The organism is Cupriavidus sp. 01T418, from assembly GCF_056398885.1.
Genome location: NZ_JBFTQG010000017.1, coordinates 34,666 through 55,211, shown reverse-complemented (window position 1 = coordinate 55,211; position 20,546 = coordinate 34,666). Strand labels below are relative to the sequence as shown.

At 65.2% G+C, this 20,546-nt stretch carries 21 protein-coding genes and 2 tRNA genes; 11 read left to right on the top strand and 12 right to left on the bottom strand.

Annotation, left to right across the window (positions count from 1 at the left end):
- Window positions 1-20: 20 nt before the first annotated feature.
- The gene (locus tag AC1DQ3_RS18115; RefSeq protein ID WP_043347933.1) at window positions 21-287 is read left to right on the top strand and encodes a hypothetical protein; all 267 of its coding nucleotides are present in this window, start codon (window positions 21-23) and stop codon (window positions 285-287) included.
- An 82-nt stretch (window positions 288-369) separates the two neighbouring features.
- Here AC1DQ3_RS18115 and AC1DQ3_RS18110 read toward each other — a convergent pair whose 3' ends face one another.
- From AC1DQ3_RS18110 to AC1DQ3_RS18085, 6 genes are all read right to left on the bottom strand, one after another.
- Window positions 370-1,857: a DNA recombination protein RmuC gene (locus AC1DQ3_RS18110; RefSeq protein ID WP_477121608.1), complete on the bottom strand. Its 1,488-nt coding sequence runs from the start codon at window positions 1,855-1,857 to the stop codon at window positions 370-372.
- Between the two features lie 99 nt (window positions 1,858-1,956).
- On the bottom strand, window positions 1,957-2,955 hold the full coding sequence (locus tag AC1DQ3_RS18105; RefSeq protein WP_477121542.1) for a 2-hydroxyacid dehydrogenase: 999 nt from the start codon (window positions 2,953-2,955) through the stop codon (window positions 1,957-1,959).
- A gap of 2 nt (window positions 2,956-2,957) precedes the next feature.
- Window positions 2,958-4,388, bottom strand: a complete 1,431-nt coding sequence (locus tag AC1DQ3_RS18100; RefSeq protein WP_477121541.1) for a sodium:proton antiporter — start codon at window positions 4,386-4,388, stop codon at window positions 2,958-2,960.
- A gap of 222 nt (window positions 4,389-4,610) precedes the next feature.
- A complete protein-coding gene (locus AC1DQ3_RS18095; protein WP_477121540.1) occupies window positions 4,611-5,297 on the bottom strand; it encodes a LutC/YkgG family protein in 687 nt (228 codons plus the stop codon).
- Window positions 5,298-5,336: 39 nt separating this feature from the next.
- Entirely contained in the window at window positions 5,337-6,527 is a 1,191-nt protein-coding gene (pncB, locus tag AC1DQ3_RS18090) for a nicotinate phosphoribosyltransferase (RefSeq protein ID WP_477121539.1), read from the bottom strand.
- An 82-nt stretch (window positions 6,528-6,609) separates the two neighbouring features.
- The gene (locus AC1DQ3_RS18085) at window positions 6,610-7,152 is read right to left on the bottom strand and encodes a hypothetical protein (protein ID WP_477121538.1); all 543 of its coding nucleotides are present in this window, start codon (window positions 7,150-7,152) and stop codon (window positions 6,610-6,612) included.
- Window positions 7,153-7,489: 337 nt separating this feature from the next.
- Between AC1DQ3_RS18085 and fdxA the strand changes: the two genes are divergently transcribed.
- From fdxA to AC1DQ3_RS18070, 3 genes are all read left to right on the top strand, one after another.
- The gene (gene fdxA / locus AC1DQ3_RS18080; protein ID WP_211952499.1) at window positions 7,490-7,813 is read left to right on the top strand and encodes a ferredoxin FdxA; all 324 of its coding nucleotides are present in this window, start codon (window positions 7,490-7,492) and stop codon (window positions 7,811-7,813) included.
- Between the two features lie 96 nt (window positions 7,814-7,909).
- Window positions 7,910-9,019, top strand: coding sequence for an NAD(P)/FAD-dependent oxidoreductase (locus AC1DQ3_RS18075; protein WP_477121537.1), 1,110 nt, complete (start codon window positions 7,910-7,912; stop codon window positions 9,017-9,019).
- Between the two features lie 211 nt (window positions 9,020-9,230).
- Window positions 9,231-9,306 (top strand) — tRNA-Asn (locus AC1DQ3_RS18070).
- Between the two features lie 122 nt (window positions 9,307-9,428).
- Here AC1DQ3_RS18070 and AC1DQ3_RS18065 read toward each other — a convergent pair.
- The 3 genes from AC1DQ3_RS18065 to AC1DQ3_RS18055 all read right to left on the bottom strand — a co-directional run bounded on the left by AC1DQ3_RS18065 (window position 9,429) and on the right by AC1DQ3_RS18055 (window position 12,226).
- Window positions 9,429-9,710 carry a hypothetical protein gene (locus tag AC1DQ3_RS18065; protein WP_477121536.1) on the bottom strand — a complete coding sequence of 94 codons (282 nt, stop codon included), beginning with the start codon at window positions 9,708-9,710 and terminating at the stop codon, window positions 9,429-9,431.
- Between the two features lie 121 nt (window positions 9,711-9,831).
- Window positions 9,832-11,940 carry an elongation factor G gene (gene fusA / locus AC1DQ3_RS18060; RefSeq protein ID WP_477121535.1) on the bottom strand — a complete coding sequence of 703 codons (2,109 nt, stop codon included), beginning with the start codon at window positions 11,938-11,940 and terminating at the stop codon, window positions 9,832-9,834.
- 210 nt (window positions 11,941-12,150) lie between these two features.
- Window positions 12,151-12,226, bottom strand: a tRNA-Met gene (locus tag AC1DQ3_RS18055).
- Window positions 12,227-12,355: 129 nt separating this feature from the next.
- On the opposite strand from AC1DQ3_RS18055, the gene AC1DQ3_RS18050 reads away from it, so the two are divergent.
- Window positions 12,356-12,553 (top strand): cold-shock protein, encoded by a 198-nt coding sequence (locus tag AC1DQ3_RS18050; RefSeq protein ID WP_006158572.1) that lies wholly within the window; start codon window positions 12,356-12,358, stop codon window positions 12,551-12,553.
- 34 nt (window positions 12,554-12,587) lie between these two features.
- On the top strand, window positions 12,588-12,800 hold the full coding sequence (rpsU, locus tag AC1DQ3_RS18045) for a 30S ribosomal protein S21 (RefSeq protein WP_006158571.1): 213 nt from the start codon (window positions 12,588-12,590) through the stop codon (window positions 12,798-12,800).
- Window positions 12,801-13,098: 298 nt separating this feature from the next.
- On the opposite strand, the gene AC1DQ3_RS18040 is transcribed toward rpsU, so the two are convergent.
- On the bottom strand, window positions 13,099-14,073 hold the full coding sequence (locus AC1DQ3_RS18040) for a MurR/RpiR family transcriptional regulator (RefSeq protein WP_477121534.1): 975 nt from the start codon (window positions 14,071-14,073) through the stop codon (window positions 13,099-13,101).
- A 137-nt stretch (window positions 14,074-14,210) separates the two neighbouring features.
- On the opposite strand from AC1DQ3_RS18040, the gene AC1DQ3_RS18035 reads away from it, so the two are divergent.
- Together AC1DQ3_RS18035 and AC1DQ3_RS18030 are read left to right on the top strand one after the other, a co-directional pair.
- Window positions 14,211-15,551: an aspartate aminotransferase family protein gene (locus AC1DQ3_RS18035; RefSeq protein ID WP_477121533.1), complete on the top strand. Its 1,341-nt coding sequence runs from the start codon at window positions 14,211-14,213 to the stop codon at window positions 15,549-15,551.
- Window positions 15,552-15,618: 67 nt separating this feature from the next.
- Window positions 15,619-16,527, top strand: a complete 909-nt coding sequence (locus AC1DQ3_RS18030; RefSeq protein WP_477121532.1) for a glutamate/aspartate ABC transporter substrate-binding protein — start codon at window positions 15,619-15,621, stop codon at window positions 16,525-16,527.
- Window positions 16,528-16,639: 112 nt separating this feature from the next.
- Here the strand turns inward: AC1DQ3_RS18030 and AC1DQ3_RS18025 are convergent, their stop codons facing one another.
- Window positions 16,640-16,774, bottom strand: a complete 135-nt coding sequence (locus AC1DQ3_RS18025; protein WP_477121531.1) for a hypothetical protein — start codon at window positions 16,772-16,774, stop codon at window positions 16,640-16,642.
- A 152-nt stretch (window positions 16,775-16,926) separates the two neighbouring features.
- Between AC1DQ3_RS18025 and nodI the strand changes: the two genes are divergently transcribed.
- Genes nodI through AC1DQ3_RS18010 form a run of 3 tightly spaced genes read left to right on the top strand, consistent with a single transcriptional unit; the run spans window position 16,927 to window position 19,054 of the window.
- Window positions 16,927-17,838, top strand: a complete 912-nt coding sequence (gene nodI / locus AC1DQ3_RS18020; RefSeq protein WP_477121530.1) for a nodulation factor ABC transporter ATP-binding protein NodI — start codon at window positions 16,927-16,929, stop codon at window positions 17,836-17,838.
- 46 nt (window positions 17,839-17,884) lie between these two features.
- Window positions 17,885-18,739, top strand: a complete 855-nt coding sequence (locus AC1DQ3_RS18015) for an ABC transporter permease (protein WP_477121529.1) — start codon at window positions 17,885-17,887, stop codon at window positions 18,737-18,739.
- A gap of 15 nt (window positions 18,740-18,754) precedes the next feature.
- Window positions 18,755-19,054, top strand: coding sequence for a hypothetical protein (locus AC1DQ3_RS18010; RefSeq protein ID WP_477121528.1), 300 nt, complete (start codon window positions 18,755-18,757; stop codon window positions 19,052-19,054).
- A 44-nt stretch (window positions 19,055-19,098) separates the two neighbouring features.
- On the opposite strand, the gene AC1DQ3_RS18005 is transcribed toward AC1DQ3_RS18010, so the two are convergent.
- Window positions 19,099-20,304, bottom strand: a complete 1,206-nt coding sequence (locus AC1DQ3_RS18005; RefSeq protein WP_477121527.1) for an O-succinylhomoserine sulfhydrylase — start codon at window positions 20,302-20,304, stop codon at window positions 19,099-19,101.
- Between the last annotated feature and the right edge of the window lie 242 nt (window positions 20,305-20,546).

Genomic DNA, 20,546 nt, shown 5'->3' with positions numbered 1-20,546 from the left:
TTGCTACTGCCCAAGCTGTCATGAATCAGGAGATTGCGTACCTCCACCCGGTCAAAACCGCCCGCGCGCTCGTGCTCGTGTACCTGTGCTTTTCGGTGCCTATCGTCTCGCTGGGACTGTTCGTGGCTTTCATCCGCTATGGCGACCTGCCCGGCATCACCGTCTTCACGGCACTGATCCTCAATGCGCTGATCGGCTTCGGCCTGCTCTGGCTGGCCTGCAAGGCCTACAACTGGGTGGCCGCGCGTTTCGGCGGCATCGAGGTGACGATCCGCGACCTGCCCTGAGCTGCCGTCGCCTGCCGAATAAAAGCGCATCGATTCGATGCGCTTTTTTACTTTGGGCGGCGTCAACCGAACGCCGCGCTCCTCAGCCTGCCGCGCCCTCCTGCCTCTCTTGCGCCTCTTCGTCCGGCTCCGCGGCAAGGCCGAGCAAGGCCTGAGCGTTCTCGCCCGGCAGCGCCTCAACCGTGCGCAGCTTGCGCTCCATCTGGCGCGTGCGCACCTCGGCCTGCTCGATGTTGCGGGCAGCCCGCTCCAGCGTATCCCGGGTCTTGGCCAAGATGTCGCCGAACTTGCCGAACTCGGTCTTGACCGCGCCCAGCACTTCCCACACTTCGCTTGAGCGGCGCTCCAGCGCGAGCGTGCGGAACCCCATCTGCAGGCTGTTGAGCAAGGCCGCCAGCGTGGTCGGCCCCGCTACCGTGACGCGGTACTTGCGTTGGAGCAGGTCGGCCAGCCCAGGGCGGCGCAAGACCTCGGCATACAGACCCTCGGTCGGCAGGAACAGGATGGCGAAGTCGGTAGTGGCAGGCGGAGAGACATACTTCTCGGCAATCGTCTGCGCCTCGCGCTTGATCGCCACCTCCAGTTCGCGCCCGCCCTGGGCCACGCCGTCGGCATCGCCACGCTCCTGCGCGTCGAGCAGGCGTTCGTATTGCTCCTTCGGAAACTTGGCGTCGATGGGCAGCCATACCTGCCCACCTGCCGCGTCCTTGCCCGGCAGGCGGATCGCAAACTCCACGCGCGCCCCGGTATTGCGGACCGTCTCGACATTCTTGGCATACTGCTCGGCGGTCAGCATCTGCTCGAGCAACATCTCCAGTTGCACCTCGCCCCAGGTCCCGCGCGATTTGACATTGGTCAACACCCGCTTGAGATCGCCCACGCCTTGCGCCAGCGCCTGCATTTCTCCCAGCCCGCGATGCACCTGTTCGAGCCGGTCCGACACCAGCTTGAAGGACTCGCCCAGCCGCTGCTCGAGCGTGGCGTGCAGCTTCTCGTCGACCGTGCGGCGCATCTCTTCGAGCTTGGCCGCGTTGTTCGCCTCGATCTCCTTGAGCCGCTGCTCCAGCGTGGCGCGCACCTCGCCCAGGCGACGCTCGTTGCCCTCGGACATCTGCGTCAGCTGCTGCTGCAGCATGTCGCCGAAGCGGCGCAGGGCACTCCCCTGCTCATCGCGTGCCTGCTGGCCTTGCAGCAGCAGGTTTTGCCTGACCTGCTCCAGTTGCTGGGCATTGGATTCGGTCAGCTTGGCAAGCTGCTGCGCGAACATGTCGATCTGGTTGTTCTGCAACGTGGCGATGCTGGTGAGCTGCGAGGACAGCGTCTGCTGGAAGCGCATCATCTGCTGCCCGGCTTCGCCGCGGCCAACGCGCGCGCTCTCGGTGACCTCGGTGCGCAACTCGCGCTCCAGGCGCTCGTTGCCACGTGCGCCTTCGGCGCGCAGTTCGGCGAGCTGGCGCAGCAGTTCCGTGCTGGCGGCGTCCTGCGCGCCACGTGGCCGCAGCACCAGGATCACCAGCAGCAGCACCGCCACCAGCGCGAAGACCAGCGTCAACAGGGGAATCAGGGGAATCAGTGTCATGAATGTTCGAAGTGCGAAAGCATGCCGTGCCGCACCGGCGAACTGGCAAGGCCAGCACGTGGAAGCGGCACGGCGCGTGCAGCGAGGGAATCAGCGGCGGCGCGCCATCACCTCGGGATTGATCACCGAAGGCGGATGGCCTGCCTGCGGACCGGCATCGAGCGCCGCGATCAGGTTGTCCGCTGCAAGATCGGCCATGGCGCGCCGGGTCTTCTCCGACGCGCTGGCGATATGCGGGGTCAGCACCACGTTAGGCACCGTCAGCAAGCCGGGATGGACCTGCGGCTCGCCCTCGAACACGTCAAGGCCCGCAGCGAAGATACGGCGCTCGCGCAGCGCCTCGGCCAGCGCGGCGTCGTCGACCACGCCGCCGCGCGCCAGGTTGACCAGCGTGGCCGTCGGCTTCATCCGCGCCAGTTCGGCGGCGCCGACGCTGTGATGGCTCTGCGCGCTATATGGCAGCACCAGCAACAGGTGATCCGACTGCGCCAGCAGTTCGTCCTTGCTGACATAGCGCGCATTGAGCGCGCGCTCGGTCTCCTCGGGCAGGCGGCTGCGGTTGTGGTAGAGCACCGTCATGCCGAACCCTGCCGCGCGGCGGGCCAGCGCCTGGCCGATGCGGCCCATGCCGAGAATGCCAAGCGTGCTGCGGTACAGGTCCATGCCGAGGAGCATGTCGTAGCTCCACCGCTCCCACTTGCCGGCACGCAGCCAGCGCTCGGATTCGGTCACGCGGCGCGCGGTGGCCATCAACAGGGCCCAGCCGAAATCGGCGGTGGTTTCCGTCAGCACATCGGGCGTATTGGTGGCCACGATGCCGGCAGCGGTCAGTGCCGGCACATCGAGGTTGTTGTAGCCAACGGCCATGTTGCAGACTGCGCGCAGCGCAGGCAGCCCGGCCACCACGTCGCCATCGATACGGTCCGCGGCATTGGCCAGCACGCCGGACTTGCCGGCGAGGCGCTGCTTGAGCGCGGCGCCGTCGAGGGCCACGTCCTGCTGGTTGCCGTCGACGTCGAAATATTGCGCGAGCCGCTCGATCACTTCCGGAAAGACGGCGCGGGTAACGAGAATGGAAGGCTTGGTCATGCTCACACGCGGAAGAAGATAAAGGTCATCACCAGGAACAGCGGCATCAGCACGCAGATCGACCACAGCATATAGCCGAAGAAGCTGGGCATGCGCACGCCGCGGCTTTCGGCAATCGCCTTGACCATCAGGTTGGGCGCGTTGCCGATATAGGTATTGGCGCCCATGAACACCGCGCCGGCCGAGATCGCCGCCAGTGTGGAGGCACCGCTCGTCATCAGCGTGGCCGGGTCGCCGCCGGCCGTGTTGAAGAACACCAGGTAGGTCGGCGCATTGTCCAGGAAGGACGACAGGATGCCCGTGGCCCAGAAATACATGCTGTCGATGGGTTGGCCGCCGGCATCGCTGACCAGCCGGATCACGCCGGAGAACGCGCCGTCCGTGCCCGCCTTGAGCATGGCGATCACCGGGATGATGGTCAGGAAGATGCCGGCGAACAGCTTGCCCACTTCCAGGATCGGCTCCCAGTTGAACTCGTTGCCGCTGCGAGCGGTGGCGGGCGTGATCAGCAGGGACAGCAGCGACACCACCACCAGCATGACGTCGCGCACGATCATCTGCAGGCCGACCGGGGTGCCCAGCACGTCGAACTCGATGCCGGGCTTCCACAGCCCGCTCATCAGCACCAGCCCGACCACTGCCAGCAGCAGCACGAAATTACGCTTGCCCTCGATGCGGATGCGCGGCGAATCCGGCGTGGGATCCACCGCCGCCGGCAACTCCTCTTCCTTGTTCAGGTAGTAGTGGCGATCGAGAAAATAGAAAATCATCAGCAGCGCGCCGCAGATGAAAAGCGTCTCTGGCAGGATGTTGTGCAGGGTCCAGAAGAAATCCACGCCCTTGAGGAAGCCCAGGAACAGCGGCGGATCGCCCAGCGGCGTCAGCGCGCCGCCTGCATTGGCGGCCAGGAAGATAAAGAACACCACCACGTGGGCCACATGCCGGCGGTTGTCATTGGCGCGCAACAGGGGCCGGATCAGCAGCATGGCGGCGCCGGTGGTACCCATCAGGCTGGCCAGCACGGTGCCGAGCGCGAGCAGGCCGGTGTTCAGGCGCGGCGTGCCATGCAGGTTGCCGCGCACGCAGATGCCGCCGGCCACGATGTACAGCGCGGCGATCAGGGCGATGAATGGAATGTACTCGGACAGCAGCGCATGCACGGCATTGGCGGCGGCGGCATGCGCACCGAAGACCTGCGCGAACGGCACCAGGAACAGCAGTGACCAGACGGCAATGATCTTGCCGTAGTGGTGGTGCCAGAAACGCGGCGCGATCAGCGGGAACAACGCGATCGACAGCAAGGTGCCGGCAAACGGCAACGCCCACATCGGGGACAGCGTGGCGCCATCGAGATCGGCGGCACTGGCCAGGTTGGGCAGAAGGGTGAGGAACAGCAGGACCAGCGAAGATTGCAGTGCGTGGGCACGTCGCATCGGGCGGGATCTCCTTGTTTCGGATGGCTGCACCCACGGCTGGCAGCAGCCGCGGGCGGAGAAAGCGCACGAGCCCGCTAAGCCCGCCAGGCGGGCCGCGGACACGCAGCGAGGCCCTCAAGTGTAAAGCAATCGCCGCTCGACACCCCGTTTTGCGCACGGTCCTGCCCGTTCGGCCCGCGGCGCTCGTGGCCGCGCACGCCGCATGCTTGCGCGCCGCGCTCAGTCCTGGTCGACGAGAATCACGTGGACGCGGTAAGGCCCGTGCGCGCCCAGCACGATGGTCTGCTCGATGTCGCCGGTGCGCGACGGGCCGCTGATGATATTGGTGGCGCGGGGCAATTCACCGCGCTCGCTGCGCACCAGCGCGAACGCGTCTTCGAGACCCTCGACGATGCGGGAGACCGGCACCACCGCGATATGCGTCTCCGGCAGCAGCGCGGCAGATGCGAACGTCTGCGGGCCGGAGAGCAGCATCAGGGAACCGGTCTCGGCAATCGCGCAGAAGCAGCCCGTGATGCCGACGAGGTCGCCGTGGTCGTGATCGCCCTGGGCATCGCGGATGGGCGGGCGGCATTCCACTGCCAGCCCCTGCGCCTGCCAGTCCAGCGCGCCCAGGCTATCCCAGGCGACGGCGCGGCGCACCAAACCGAGACTGTCCAGGTAGCGCGCCACGGCGGCCGGCACATCGGCCAGCGCGGCCACCCGCTCCACCGTGGAAGCCAACTTCCGGGCCTGTTCCTGGAAGGCTTCGCAGCGCTGCGCCGGCGCCGGCGGGCGGGGACCGGCGGGGTGGCGCGCGAGGTAGTCGGCCGCCGCCGCGCGCTCGCCGTTGCTGACCCCGGGTGCGCGGCCCTGGGCGGCGCGGATGCGGGCAAAAATGCGATCGCGGGCGGAGGTAGTATCCATGACTGTTTCGGGTAATGGGTTGCCAGGGAGTCAGACGAGTCAGACGGCTTCGAGCGCTGGTGCCTTGACGCCGAATACATGCCGCAGGTACGTCAGGTAGGCGGGGTCGTCGCACATGGTCTTCTCGGGCGTGTCGGACAGCTTGGCCACCGGCTGGCCATTGCAGCGCGTCATCTTGATCACGATCTGCAGTGGTGTGTAGCCGAGGTCGTTGGTCAGGTTGGTGCCCACCCCGAACGCCAGCCGGCAGCGCCTGCCGAAGCGCTCGCACAGCGCGATCACGCGCGGGATGTCGAGACTGTCGCTGAATATCAGCGTTTTGCCCAGCGGGTCGACGCGGCTGGCGGCGTAATGCGCCAGCATGCGCTCGCCCCAGGCGAAGGGATCGCCCGAGTCGTGGCGCACGCCGTCGAACAGCTTGCAGAAATAGAGATCGAAATCGCGCAGGAAAGCATCGAAGCCGTAGGTGTCGGACAGCGCGATGCCGAGGTCGCCGCGGTACTCCTTGGCCCACACCTCGAGCGCGAACACCTGCGAATCGCGCAGGCGCGGCCCCAGTGCCTGGCAGGCCTGCAGGTATTCATGCGCCATGGTGCCCAGCGGGGTCAGGTTATGCAGGCGCGCGAAATGCACATTGCTGGTGCCGGCCAGCTGCGGGCCCAGCACCCTGCGCATGGTCTGCAATACCTCCTCCTGCCAGTCGCGCGAGAAACGGCGGCGCGAACCGTAGTCGGCAATCACGCAATCGGCGTGGGCAGGCATCTTCAGCAAGGCGAGCTTGTCTTCCAGGCGCCTGCGGCCCTCTTCCCAGTCCGGCTGCGGCTGCGTGCGGCGGAAATAGACCTCGTTGACGATGGCCAGCAGCGGCACCTCGAACAGGATGGTGTGCAGCCAGGGCCCGCGGATGATGATGTCGATCTCGCCGCTGCCGGGGGCGGCGGGCGCGATGGTCACGTATTTTTCGTTGAGGTGGAACAGGCCCAGGAAGTCGACGAAATCGCTCTTGATGAAACGCAGCTCGCGCAGGTACCGGAGCTCGTCCGGCGTGAAACGGAGCTGGCACAGCTTCGCCACCTCGTCGCGGATCTCGTCGACATAAGGGGTCAGGTCGACGCCCGCGTTGCGGCACTTGAAGCGGTATTCGACCTGTGCCGCGGGGAAGTGGTGCAGCACCACCTGCATCATGGTGAACTTGTACAGGTCGGTGTCGAGCAATGAGGGAATGATCATGTCGGGCCAGACGGCAGTGCCGAGTCAGTGCGACATGCTAACCGAAAGCGCGGCGCGAGGCCCGGCCACTTCGCCGGGCGGCTCATGCGCCATCGAGGAAAGGATCGGGCTGGCGCCCTCGCGCGCTGCCGCGCAGGCACCACAGGACCTGCCCCCGGTAACCGGGACAGCCGACCAGCGTGGCCTGGGCGCGGGGCACGTCGACGGGAAGCGGCACCGCGAAGGTCGCCGAGCGGGCTGTGATGCGCTCCTGGTACACCCGCGCGGATCCGAGGCGGAAGATCAGGACCTGGACCGGCGCACCGCGCTCCGGCTGCAGATCGGCATCGCATGGCAGAAAGCCGGCCTGGCCGCAATTGGCCATGGTCTCCCCGGCGGGTTCGATCACCACGCCGAAGTCATCCCAGTCGAAGCGCGCCAGCGCCGCCAGCGATACCGGCTGCTTGCTCATCGTGCGCCAGGCCATCAGGCGGGCCACCACGCTGTCCGGCGGACCGGCCTTCGCCAGCGTCTGCCCCTGCGCGGCCGGCATGGCCAGCGCCGCCAGGCAAAGCAAGGCGGACGCCAGACGGATCGGACGCATCGGACGGCCGCGGCGCGGCGACTCCGGGACAGGTCTTGGCATGGCGCACTCCTCAGTAAGCACGCGGCGCTGCGGCGCGCGGATCCGCCCAGCATACAACGCGATCGCGGCACCGGCCAGAAAAGCACATTCGCCGACGCAATGCGGACTGCCTTGGATCAAATGCACATAAAGAAATAAGAAAACTATCTTATCTGGCTATATAGAGCGACTACCCTTGGGAGGTGGCTCAGCTACAATATCGGTCTTTGAAAGGCCACGGCCAGCGCTCGCGCCGCGGATGGTGAACCCCACGGCAAACCCCATCGGCATGACGAGCACAGCACAAGTGGCCTAACAACATTCCCATCGAAGCCGATCCCGTTTTTCTGGAACCGAAATGACTCACGTTGTCACCGAATCCTGCATCCGTTGCCGCTATACCGACTGCGTTGACGTGTGTCCTGTCGATTGTTTCCGCGAAGGCCCCAACTTCCTCGCCATCGACCCGGATGAGTGTATCGACTGCGCGGTGTGCGTGGCGGAATGCCCGGTCAACGCGATCTACGCGGAAGAAGACGTGCCGGGCGACCAGCAGCAGTTCATCGACCTGAATGCCGAACTGGCACGCAACTGGCCTTCCATCACCAAGACCAAGGCCCCGCTGGCCGAAGCCGAGGAGTGGAAGGACACGACCGACAAGCTGCAATACCTGCAGCGCTGAAAAAGAGCTGAAAAGACAGGTCAGAAAGCCGTCCCCACCCGCGCGCTTTCCCGTCATGCCGGGCACGACCGTGCCCCACAACGTATCAGGACGAATATGGACTTGAGCATCCCCAACCCCGTTGCCGAAGCCAACCACCACGTTGCCGTCGGCAACGGTGGTGGCGGCCAGCCGCTGGAAATCGACGCGCTGATCGTCGGCGCCGGCCCGGTCGGACTCTTCCAGGTCTTCGAACTGGGCCTGCTCGAAATCAAGGCGCACGTGATCGACTCGCTCAAGGTGGTCGGCGGCCAGTGCGTGGAACTCTACCCGGACAAGCCCATCTACGACATCCCGGCCGTGCCCATCTGCACTGGCCAGGACCTGACGGACAACCTGCTCAAGCAGATCGAGCCGTTCGAGCCGACCTTCCACCTGGGCCAGGAAGTGGCCGTGGTGGAGCGCCGCGCGGACGGCCGCTTCTTCGTCGAAACCTCGCTCGGGACCCGCTTCATCACCAAGACCATCTTTATCGCCGCGGGCGTGGGCTCGTTCCAGCCGCGCACGGTCAAGGTGGATGGCATCGACAAGTTCGACGGCAAGCAGCTGTTCTACCGCGTCAAGGATCCGAGCCGTTTCCATGGCCGCAACCTCGTCATCGTCGGTGGCGGCGACTCCGCGCTCGACTGGACGCTGGACCTGGTCGGCAAGGCCGAGTCGGTGGTGATGATGCATCGCCGCGACGGCTTCCGCGCCGCGCCGGCCTCGGTCGCCAAGATGAGGGAATTGTGCGAGCAGCTGGAGATGCAGTTCGTGGTGGGCCAGATCAGCGGCTACGAGGAAAAGGACGGCCTGCTCACCGAGATCAAGGTGACGGGCGCCGACGGCGTCACGCGCCGCCTGCCGCTGGACGACCTGCTGGTGTTCTTCGGCCTGTCGCCCAAGCTGGGACCCATCGCCGAATGGGGCCTGGACCTGGAGCGCAAGCAGATCAAGGTGGACACTGAGAAGTTCGAGACCAACATCCCCGGCATTTTCGCGGTGGGCGATATCAATACCTACCCCGGCAAGAAGAAGCTGATCCTCTCGGGCTTCCATGAAGCCGCGCTGGCCGCCTTCGGGGCCGCTCCCTATATCTTCCCCGAGAAGAAAATCCACATGCAGTACACCACCACCTCGCCGAAGCTGCACAAGATACTCGGCGTCGATTCGCCGGTGTTCGACTGAGCCAGGCGCTGCGTCCCGCAAGTGGACACAGCATCAAAAAAGGCGCTTCGTGGCGATTTTTATGGCATAAATCCAAAAAAATGCCTACAATGTGGCCCTGCCTCGGAACACTGGGGCGGAACCAGAAGTTTCGCAGCACCGGCGGCAAGAAGTCAGCGCGCAGGTGTTGACGAATAAAAGAGAAACTGGTTATAATCCTTTTCTCAGCTGTTCCCTGATAGCTCAGTTGGTAGAGCGACGGACTGTTAATCCGCAGGTCGCTGGTTCGAGCCCAGCTCGGGGAGCCAAAGAATGTGAAAGGCCCGCAAGAAATTGCGGGCCTTTTCCATTTGTACTTTCGTTTGTTATTGCCTGCTGCCAATTGCCTGTTGGTATTGGCTCGCCCCTTGCGCTCCTCCAAACGGCATGGCTAAGTCTGCGCCTGCCGTGACGCCTTCCCGAACAATCCGCACTCGAGATCGCTCTCGAATTCCTCGATCCAGCCCGGGCCCTCGCTTGCGTCATATATGCTCTGCGCATCCGTTGCCAGCCGCCGCACGCTGACCTGCCGCGGTCTCACGTCGCCATTGGCCGGCTCGCCCCCCTCATCCTTGATCTCGAAATCCTCCGGAGCGAAGCCCAGGCGTGCGCAGAGGGTTGCGACTGCGCTTTGCTCATCTTCGGGGAATTGTGGAAACAAATGCTTGGCCATCGCACTCTCCCATCGAGTCGATCGGATGCCGCGAGGCGCGCGGCTGCGCAGGGCGGGCCACATGGGCCGCCCCAGGACTTGCCGCGGCTTGCCCGCGGCAATCTCAACGGATCACGGCACGCTAGCGCGCGTGCCGGCTATTGATGACCGCTTCGGCCACGCTGGCCGGCGCTTCCGTATAGTGCTTGAATTCCATCGTGTAGGTGGCGCGTCCCTGGGTCAGCGAACGCAGCGACGTCGAGTAGCCGAACATGGTGGCCAGCGGCACTTCCGCGCGCACCAGCTTGCCGCCGCCGCCCGCGATGTCCTCCATGCCGTGCACCATGCCCCGGCGCGAGGACAGGTCGCCCATCACGTTGCCGGTGAACTCTTCCGGTGTTTCCACTTCCACCGACATCATCGGCTCGAGCAGGATGGGCTTGGCGCGGCGCATGCCGTCCTTGAACGCCATCGAACCGGCCATGCGGAAGGCATTCTCGTTCGAATCGACATCGTGATAGGAGCCGAATACCAGCGTGGCCTTCACATCCACCACCGGGTAGCCGGCCAGCACGCCCGACGCCAGCGTTTCCCGAATGCCCTTGTCGACGGCAGGAATGAACTCGCGCGGCACCACGCCACCCTTGATGGCGTCGACAAATTCATAGCCCTTGCCCGGGGCCTGCGGCTCCAGATCGAGCACCACGTGGCCATACTGGCCACGCCCGCCGGATTGCTTGATGAACTTGCCTTCGATGTCCTTCGCCGCCTGCTTGATGGTCTCGCGATACGCCACCTGCGGCTTGCCAACGGAGGCCTCCACACCGAACTCGCGCCGCATGCGGTCCACCAGGATTTCGAGGTGCAGCTCACCCATGCCCGAGATGATGGTCTGGCCCGATTCCTCGTCGGTATGCACGCGGAACGACGGGTCTTCCTGCGCCAGCCGATTCAGCGCCAGGCCCATCTTTTCCTGGTCGGCCTTGGTCTTCGGCTCGACCGCCTGGGAGATCACCGGATCGGGGAAGCTCATGCGCTCAAGAACGATCACGTGATCGGGATCGCACAGCGTATCCCCGGTGGTGGCCTCCTTGAGCCCCACCGCCGCGGCAATATCGCCCGCCCGCACTTCCTTGATTTCGCTGCGCACATTGGCGTGCATCTGCAGGATCCGCCCGAGCCGCTCCTTCTTCTCCTTGAGCGGGTTGTACACGGTGTCGCCGGAGTTCACCACGCCCGAGTAGACGCGGAAGAAAATCAGTTGCCCGACGAAGGGGTCGGTCATGATCTTGAATGCCAGCGCGGAAAACGGCTCGTCGTCGTTGGGATGGCGCTCCGCTTCCTTGTCGTCCAGCGTGTGGCCGAGAATGGCGGGCACATCCGCCGGCGACGGCAGGTAGTCGATCACCGCATCGAGTAGCGTCTGCACGCCCTTGTTCTTGAAAGCGCTGCCGCACAGCATTGGCACGATTTCGTTGGCGACAGTGCGCTTGCGCAGGGCCGCCTTGATTTCGTCTTCGGTCAGCGGCTCGCCGCCGAGGTATTTGTGCAGGAGTTCATCGCTGGCCTCTGCCGCGGCCTCGACCATCTTCTCGCGCCACTCCCTGGCGAGCCCCAGCAGTTCGGGCGGCACCTCGCGATACTCGAAGTGAAGCCCCTGGCTGGTGTCGTCCCAGACGGTGGCCTTCATCTTGACCAGGTCGATCACGCCCTGGAAACCGTCCTCCGCGCCGATCGGCACCTGGATCGGCACCGGCGTGCCCTTGAGCCGCTCAGCGATCTGCGCGCGCACCCGGAAGAAATCCGCGCCGACGCGGTCCATCTTGTTGACAAAGGCGATGCGCGGCACCTTGTACTTGTTGGCCTGGCGCCAGACCGTTTCCGACTGCGGCTGCACGCCGCCCACGGCGTCGTAGACCATGCAGGCGCCATCGAGCACGCGCATCGAACGCTCCACCTCGATGGTGAAGTCCACGTGGCCGGGGGTGTCGATGATATTGATGCGATGTTCAGGATAGTTGTTGGCCATCCCCTTCCAGAACGCCGTGGTGGCGGCCGAGGTGATGGTGATGCCGCGCTCCTGCTCCTGCTCCATCCAGTCCATGGTGGCCGCGCCATCATGGACTTCGCCGATCTTGTGATTGACCCCGGTGTAGAACAGGATGCGCTCGGTGGTGGTGGTCTTGCCAGCGTCGATATGCGCGCTGATACCGATGTTCCGATAGCGCTCGATGGGGGTTTTGCGGCTCACGGTGATCTCCTGTTGGGCATCACTCAAAAGAGTAACACTTCTACAGGCGCCGCATCATGCGGCACGCCACGGGCGGCACGCAGGGCCGGGGCACCGCCGGCACGAGCGGGCGCGATCGTGCTTCAAGGCGCCGCAGTGACGCAAAAAGCGCAGCACGCAAGACAAAAAAACCCGCCGGACTATGGACGGGCTTTTGAGTAAAATGATGCCTGGTTGCGGGGGCAGGACTCGAGCCTGCGACCTTCGGGTTATGCGCCCGACGCGCTGCCAACTGCTCCACCTCGCGCCAGAGGGGCGCACTATACGCCACTCTCGCGGATTTGCAAAGCGTTTTCAGCAGGCTTTCTTGACAGCATTTACGTAAACGTGTAAAAGCAAGTGCGCGCATTCTTTGCGCTCAAAAAAGGATTTTTCCATGGAAACTGGTACCGTCAAGTTCTTCAACGCCCAGAAGGGTTTTGGCTTCATCACCCCGGACGCTGGTGGCAAGGACTTGTTCGTCCACATCTCTCAGGTTCGCGGGGGTGCTCCGCTGCAAGATAACCAGCGAGTGCAATACCAGTCGCAACAGGGCAAGAAGGGTCCTGAAGCGGCCAATGTTTCCCCCGTTTGAACCCGCCGCTTTGCGGCAATGCTAAAGGACAGAATTGACTAAGATCGTCTTGAAACCCGGTGAGCCCGTTGAAGTTGCAATGCGGCGTTTCCGTAGGGCCATCCTCCAGACCGGCCTGATCGTTGAACTCAAGAGCCGTACCGCTTACGAGAAGCCCACGACCGAGCGCAAGCGCAAGAAGAAGGCTGCGGAATCGCGCCTTCGCAAGCGTCTGCGCATGCAGATGTTGCCGAAGAAGATGTACTGATTTCGGCACCGCAAGCGGCAAGCGCGCTCTGACGCGACCTGCCGCCGGCCGCGCAAGATCCGCCAGTCACGCCTGGCGGATTTCTCGTTTTAGCGGCGCCGTCGGCTGTCCGGTCCTAGCGGACCAGACACCGCCGACCGGCCCTTCCTTCGCCCTGCCCGTCGTTCCATCCGGTTCGAGCGCGGCCGGCGTATTGCACGCGCACGCCTGTAGCGCATGGTGCGACCCCCTCCCCCGATTTATCTCCTGGCATGCATGGCTGGCCCCTGCACGCATGGTGTCATGCGCCTGGCACGCTTCAACCCGCGCGGCCAGCCGGATCATAGGCGCCCAGCTCGAACAACTGCGTTTCCGCAGCCTCGATACGCCGCACCGCATCGACGCCATGGCATGACACCAGCAACTCGATCAGGCTCTCGACCGCGGCCACGCCGGCCACCGTCGATGGGAAAAACGATGGACTTTGCACCGCGATCGGCACCGTGGCATCGGCATGTAGCGCGATGGGCGCCAACAGGCTATCGGTGATCGCCACCAGCTTGCAGCCGACGGCACGCGCCGCCTCCGCCACCAGGCGCGCTTCGCTTGAATAAGGCGCGAAACTGGCGACCACGACCGCATCCCCGGCCTCCAGCCCGCGCAGGTCCATCTCCAGGCCGCCGCCATGGCTGCCGATCAGCGTCACGCTGGGACGGAACAGGCGATACAGGTAGTGGAAGGCGTGGGCAATCGGATGCGAGGCACGAAAGCCCGCCACGTGCACATGCCGGGCCTGCGCAACCAGCCTGGCGACAGCCGCCAGCTGCGATACGTTCCTGGCCTCGGTTTGGGTCAGGTTGAGGCGCTGGGCTTCGAACATTTCCGCCACCATGCCGCCGCTGTCGGTTTGCCGGGCCAGTGACGCGGCCTTCCTGGCATAGCCCTCAGGCACGGCGCGCACGCGTGCAACGAAGATTTCCCGCAGTTCCGGCCAGCCCGAGAATCCCAGGCGCTGCGCCAGGCGGACCAGCGTCGACGACTGCACGCCCGCGCTGGTGGCAATCGAGCGCATCGAGGAAACCGCGACGTCGTCCGGATGATCCATCAGGTAGCGCGCACCCTGCTGGAACTGGGGGCTCAACGTGGCGAACTCCGCCCGCAGCGCGGCCATCAGCTCGTCGAAGCCCGCCACTTGTTGTTGCTCCTCACGCATGATCAGCGTCCTCCTCGCTTGCGCCTGTATGCGCTCCGGATAGTACAAGAAGCGCGCGTCCTGCTGGTGACGCTCCGCCATGAAACTCCGGATACACAAATATACATCATTCGATGTTGCCACAAGCACTCAAGCAACATTTGTTGCATTGCCGGCGATCGCTCCCTACAATCGTTGCAAGCCAGATGGCTGATCGACCAGCACCCAGGAAGCAAAGCATGTCCCACGTATTCCACCGCGACCCGCGCCAGACACTCGCCACCGCAACCGGTGGCAGCGGCATCGAGCTGATCGACAGCGAAGGCCGCCACTATCTCGACGCCAGCGGTGGCGCGGCAGTCTCCTGCCTCGGCCATGGCAACCCGCGCGTGGTGGAAGCGATCCAGCGCCAGGCAGCCACGCTGGCTTATGCACACACCTCATTTTTCACCACCGAAGTCGCCGAGACGCTGGCGACCACGCTGGCCAATGCGGCGCCGGGCGACCTGAACCACGTCTACTTTGTGTCCGGGGGATCCGAGGCGGTCGAGGCTGCGCTCAAGCTGGCGCGGCAATACTTCGTCGAGATCGGCCAGCCGCAGCGGCGCCATTTCATTGCGCGCCGGCAGAGCTATCACGGCAATACGCTGGGGGCGCTGGCCATCGGCGGCAATGCGTGGCGGCGCGAGCCCTTCCTGCCGCTGCTTGTGCCCGCCGAGCATGTCTCGCCCTGCTATGCCTACCGCGAGCGGCTGCAGGATGAAAGCAACGAGCAATATGCCCAGCGCCTGGCCGACGAACTGGAAGCCCGCATCCTCGCGCTGGGCCCGGACTCGGTCTGCGCCTTCGTGGCCGAAACCGTGGTCGGCGCCACCGCGGGCGCGGTCCCTCCGGTGGGCGACTATTTCCGCAAGATCCGTGCGGTCTGCGACAAATACGGCGTGCTGCTGATCCTGGATGAAGTGATGTCAGGCATGGGCCGGACCGGCTACCTGTTCGCCTGCGAGGAAGACGGCGTGGTGCCCGACCTGCTGGTCATCGCCAAGGGTCTCGGCGCGGGCTACCAGCCGGTCGGCGCGATGCTGGCGACGGATCGCATCTACCAGGCGGTGGTAGGCGGCTCAGGCTTCTTCCAGCATGGCCATACCTATATCGGCCACGCGATTGCCTGCGCCGCCGCGCTGGCGGTGCAGCAGCAGATTGCCGAGCGCGGGCTGCTGGCCAACGTGCTGGCGCGCGGCGAGCAGTTGCGGAGCAGCCTGCGCGAGTTGCTGGGCGAACATCCGAACGTGGGCGACATCCGCGGCCGCGGCCTGTTCGTGGGCGTGGAACTGGTGGCCGATCGCGCCAGCAAGGCGCCGCTGCCCCCCAACGCGCGCACGCACGCCCGCCTGAAGCGCGATGCCATGGAGCGCGGCCTGCTGGTCTATCCGATGGGAGGCACGATCGACGGCAAGCTCGGCGACCACGTGCTGCTTGCCCCGCCCTTCATCTGCACCTCGGCCGACATCGAGCGCATTGCGTCGCGCCTGGCCGAGTCCATTCAAGCGGTGACCGGCCACGCGAGCCCCGGCATCTGACACAGGTTTCGAGCCAATCCGGCATGAAGGCGGCACCAAGGCGCCACCCACCAGGAGAGAGGAAAGCATGAGGCGATTCATCCGAGCAGGACTCATCAGTGCCGCGGCCGCACTGGCATGCGCCGCGGCAAGCGCACATGCCGAGGAGGCCCTGGGCCCGACACTGACGAAGATCCGCGATGCCGGCCAGATCACCATCGGCCACCGCACGTCGAGCATTCCCTTCTCCTACTACGACGCGAACCAGCAGGTGGTGGGCTTTTCACAGGACCTTTGCCAACGGGTGATCGACGAGGTCAAGACGCGCCTGAAGAAACCCGCGCTGCAGGTCAACATGATCCCGGTCACGCCGCAGAACCGCATGACGCTGGTGCAGAACGGCACCGTGGACCTGGAGTGCGGCGTGACCACCAACCTCAAGGCGCGCCAGCAACAGGTGGCGTTCTCCACCACCTTTTTCATCGCGGGCACCCGCCTGCTCACGCGCAAGGATAGCGGCGTGCACGACTTCCCCGACCTGAACGGCCACGCGGTGGTCACGCTGGCGGGCACCACCTCGGAGCGCATCCTGCGCAAGCTCAACGATGAGAAGAAGGCAAACCTGCAGATCCAGAGTGCGAAGGAGTACGCCGAGGCCTTCCTGGTGTTGCAGTCCGGCCGCGTGCAGGCATTCATGATGGACGACGTGCTGCTGTCGGGGGCGCGCACGCTGGCGCAAAAACCGGACGATTGGGTCGTCACCGGCACCCCGCAGTCGTTTGAAGCCTACGGCTTCATGATGCGCAAGGACGATCCGCAGTTCAAACAGCTGGTGGACGGCACGCTGTCTGGCGTGATGAAAAGCGGCGAGATCCGCAAGCTCTACGACAAATGGTTCATGAGCCCGGTGCCGCCCAAGAACATCAACTTCCAGTTCGCCATGAGCCCGGAACTGACGCGCCTCTATGCGGCGCCGAACGACCAGGCCTTCGACTGAACGCGGGCGCCACGGTGGCATGGGCCGCGCGGCCGCGACGGGCAAGCGCATCGCCGATCACCAGCAGGATGATCGGAACACCACCGAGGGGCGCCCCGCTGGAACAGGCAAGTCAGCCTGCCGGCATCGGAAACACCAGGCAGGTCGTCGTGCTGTAAGCATACAGCTTGCCCCGCGTGTCGACTATGCGGCCCTCGGCGATGCCGATCTGCGTGGTCAGGCCGATGACCCCTGCCCTCGCCGTCATTCTTGCCGTAACTCTTGCCGAAGTGGCAGGCGCGAACCAGCAAGACTACCGCATCCGCGAACTCTTGCTGCGGCGCGCCACAAAGCCGCCGCGCCACTGCCTGCATAATGGCGGATATTGCGCCCGCCGTGCGCCCAACCCACGCTCCTGCCTTGACTGCCATTCTCGAACTACGCAATGTAAGCAAGCGATACGGCGACACCGTCGTGGTCGACGACCTCAGCCTGAGCGTGCAGCGTGGCCAGTGCTTTGGCCTGCTGGGACCCAACGGCGCCGGCAAGACCACCACGCTGCGCCTGCTGCTGGGCCTGACCACGCCGGCTTCGGGCACGCTCACGCTATGCGGCGAGCCGATTCCGCAACGCGCGCCCCAGGCCCGCATGCGCGTGGGCGTGGTGCCGCAGTTCGACAACCTCGACCCCGATTTCACCGTGGTGGAAAACCTGCGCATCTTTGGCCGCTACTTCGGCCTGGCGCGCGCCGAGATCGAGCGCCGCGTGCCCGCGCTGCTGGAGTTCGCGCGACTGGAAAGCCGCGCCGGGGCGCAGGTGCGGGACCTGTCGGGCGGCATGCGCCGGCGCCTGACGGTGGCGCGCGCGCTGATCAACGACCCCGACCTGCTGGTGATGGACGAGCCCACCACAGGGCTCGATCCGCAGGCGCGCCACCTGATCTGGGAACGCCTCAAATCGCTGCTGGCCAGCGGCAAGACCATCCTGCTGACCACCCATTTCATGGAAGAAGCGGAGCGCCTGTGCAACTACCTGTGCGTCATCGACAGCGGCCGCAAGATCGCCGAAGGCAAGCCGCATGATCTGATCGACAGCCAGATCGGCTGCGACGTGGTGGAAGTCTATGGCGACAACCTCGATCCCTTGCGCGGCAAGCTGCAACCACTCGCCACGCGTACCGAGATGAGCGGCGAGACGCTGTTCTGCTATGTGAAGGAGCCCGCGCAACTGCTGGCCGCGCTGCATGGCCGCAGCGACGTGCGTTACCTGCACCGGCCCGCCAACCTGGAAGACGTCTTCCTCAAGCTGACCGGCCGCGAGATGCGCGACTGAGCCGCAACGAACAGCGACCGAACACAGCGACCGAACACGAATGAACATGAGCGAACAAGACTCCCGCCCCGCAGCCACGCCGGCCGCCGCCGCGCCGCGGCATGCCCCCTTGCAGCAGCATTACCCGCAGCCGCTGCTGCCGATGAACATGAGCAACTGGACCTTGGTCTGGTACCGCAACTTCATGGTGTGGAAGAAGCTGGCGATCCCCTCCATGATCGGCAATCTGGCCGATCCGATGATCTACCTGTTCGGGCTTGGCCTTGGCCTCGGCCTGCTGGTGGGGCAGGTCAACGGCGTGTCCTACATCGCCTTCCTCGCCGCCGGCACCACGGCTTCGAGCGTGATGATGTCGGCCAGCTTCGAGTCCATGTATTCCGCCTTCTCGCGCATGCATGTGCAGCGCACCTGGGAGGCCATCATGCATGCGCCGCTGACCCTGGGCGACGTGGTGCTGGGCGAGATCATGTGGGCCGCCAGCAAGGCGGTGCTGTCGGGCCTGGCCATCATGCTGGTGGCGGGCGCGCTGGGCTATGCCCGGATGCCGGGCGCGCTGCTGGCGCTGCCGGTGATCGTGCTGGCCGGCATCGCCTTCGCCAGCCTGGCCATGATCGTCACGGCGCTGGCGCCCAGCTATGACTTCTTCATGTTCTACCAGACGCTGGTGATGACGCCGATGCTTCTGCTCTCCGGCGTGTTCTTCCCGCTGGAGCAATTGCCCGCGGGGGCGCAGGCCGCCACCCGGGTGCTGCCGCTGGCGCATGCGGTGGCAATGATCCGCCCCATCATGCTGGGGCGCCCGATCGACAATCTGGCGTTGCACCTGACCGTGCTCGGCGGCTACGCGGCCGTGGCGCTGGTGGTCGCGCTGATGCTGCTGCGCCGGCGCCTGCTGCGCTGAGGTCCGGCAATGTCCATGCCATTTCGAATGTCCGTCGGGGTTGCCCCCAAGGGAAAAGATACGCCAACGTGGCATATCGTGCCGGCAGGCATGCGCGGCGTCGCCCGCGGTGCGCCCCTATTGGCCATATTAGGCGTGGGCTGCGGCCTGGCGGCCTGCAGCGTGGTAGGCGCCACGGTGGCGGTGGGCAGTGCCGCGGTATCCACCGTGACCACGGTCGGCTCGGCGGCGATCAGTGTGGGGTCGACGGTGGTCGAGACGACCTATGACGTGACCAAGGCGGGCGTGAAGGCGGCGGCCGGCAGCGGCGACTAGGACGCCGGCGCGCCAGGGGCGCCATGGCGGCGGCCCGGCTGGACTCAGCCCTGCAAGCCGCGCAGCAGGTCTGCTTTCAGGTCCGCCACGGATTCGAGCCCCACCGCCAGACGGATCAGCCCTTCGCCGATGCCTGCCGCGGCCTTGGCCTCCGGGCTGACGCGGGCATGCGTGGTGGTGTAGGGATGGGTCACCGTGGTACGCGTGTCGCCCAGGTTGCCGGTGATCGAACACAGCCGGGTGTTGTCGAGCACGCGCCAGGCATTGGCGCGCTGCTGCTCCGGCGTATCGCCCTTGAGTTCGAACGACACGATGGCGCCGCCGCCGCTCTGCTGGCGCATGGCGACTTCGTACTGCGGATGGGATTTCAGCGCCGGATGATAAACCCGCGCCACGGCCGGATGCGCCTCCAGGAATTCGGCCAGCGCCAGCGCGCTTGCGCTGTGGCGCTCCATGCGGATCGCCAGCGTTTCCATGCCCTTGAGCAGCACCCAGGCATTGAAGGCCGACAGCGTCGGGCCGGCCGTGCGCACGAAGGGAAACACCTTGCCCATGATGAAATCGTGCGAGCCCAGCACCGCGCCGCCCAGCACGCGGCCCTGCCCGTCGATATGCTTGGTGGCCGAATGCACCACGATGTCGGCACCGAATTTCATCGGCTGCTGCAGCGCCGGCGAACAGAAACAGTTATCCACCACCAGCAGCGCGCCGGCGTTGTGGGCGATGTCCGCCACCGCGGCAATGTCGGCCACTTCGGTCAGCGGGTTGGACGGCGTCTCCAGGAAGAACAGCTTGGTATTCGGCTTGACCGCCGCGCGCCAGGCCGCCAGGTCGGTGCCGTCGACGAAGGTGGCCTCCACGCCGAACTTGCCGAAGATATTGGAGAACAGCGTCATGGTCGAGCCGAAGATGGCCCGCGAGCTGACCAGGTGGTCGCCCGCCTGCATCGCCGACATCACGATCGACATGATCGCGCTCATCCCGGACGCGGTCGCCATGCAGGCCTCCATGCCTTCCAGCGCGGCCAGGCGGCTCTGGAACATGGCCACGGTGGGATTGGTGAAGCGCGAGTAGGTGAAGCCCGTTTCCGAGTTGGCGAAGCGCTCGGCGGCCTCGGCAGCGCTGTTGAAGCAGAAGCTGGAGGTCAGGTACATCGCCTCCGAGTGCTCCATGAACTCGCTGCGCATGGTGCCGGCGCGCACGCCGAGCGTATCGATGTCAAGGGAGTCGAGAGGAAGCGGTTCGTTCATGATGGAGAGGCGGTGGTACCCGCGCGGTTATCCGTGTAAGAGGTGTCAGCCACGCTGCCCGCTAGTATCCYGAATCTGAAATTCGTTGAGAAAATAAGTGTGCCGAGAAGGCGTGCGAGCCTAGGAACGAAGCGCAGCAAGGCTGGAGCCTTGCGAGCATTTGTGACGACGGATCGCGCGTCTTATCGGCAGACTTATTCAACGAATTTGTGATTCAGGATACTAGTGGCAGCCATAAAAAA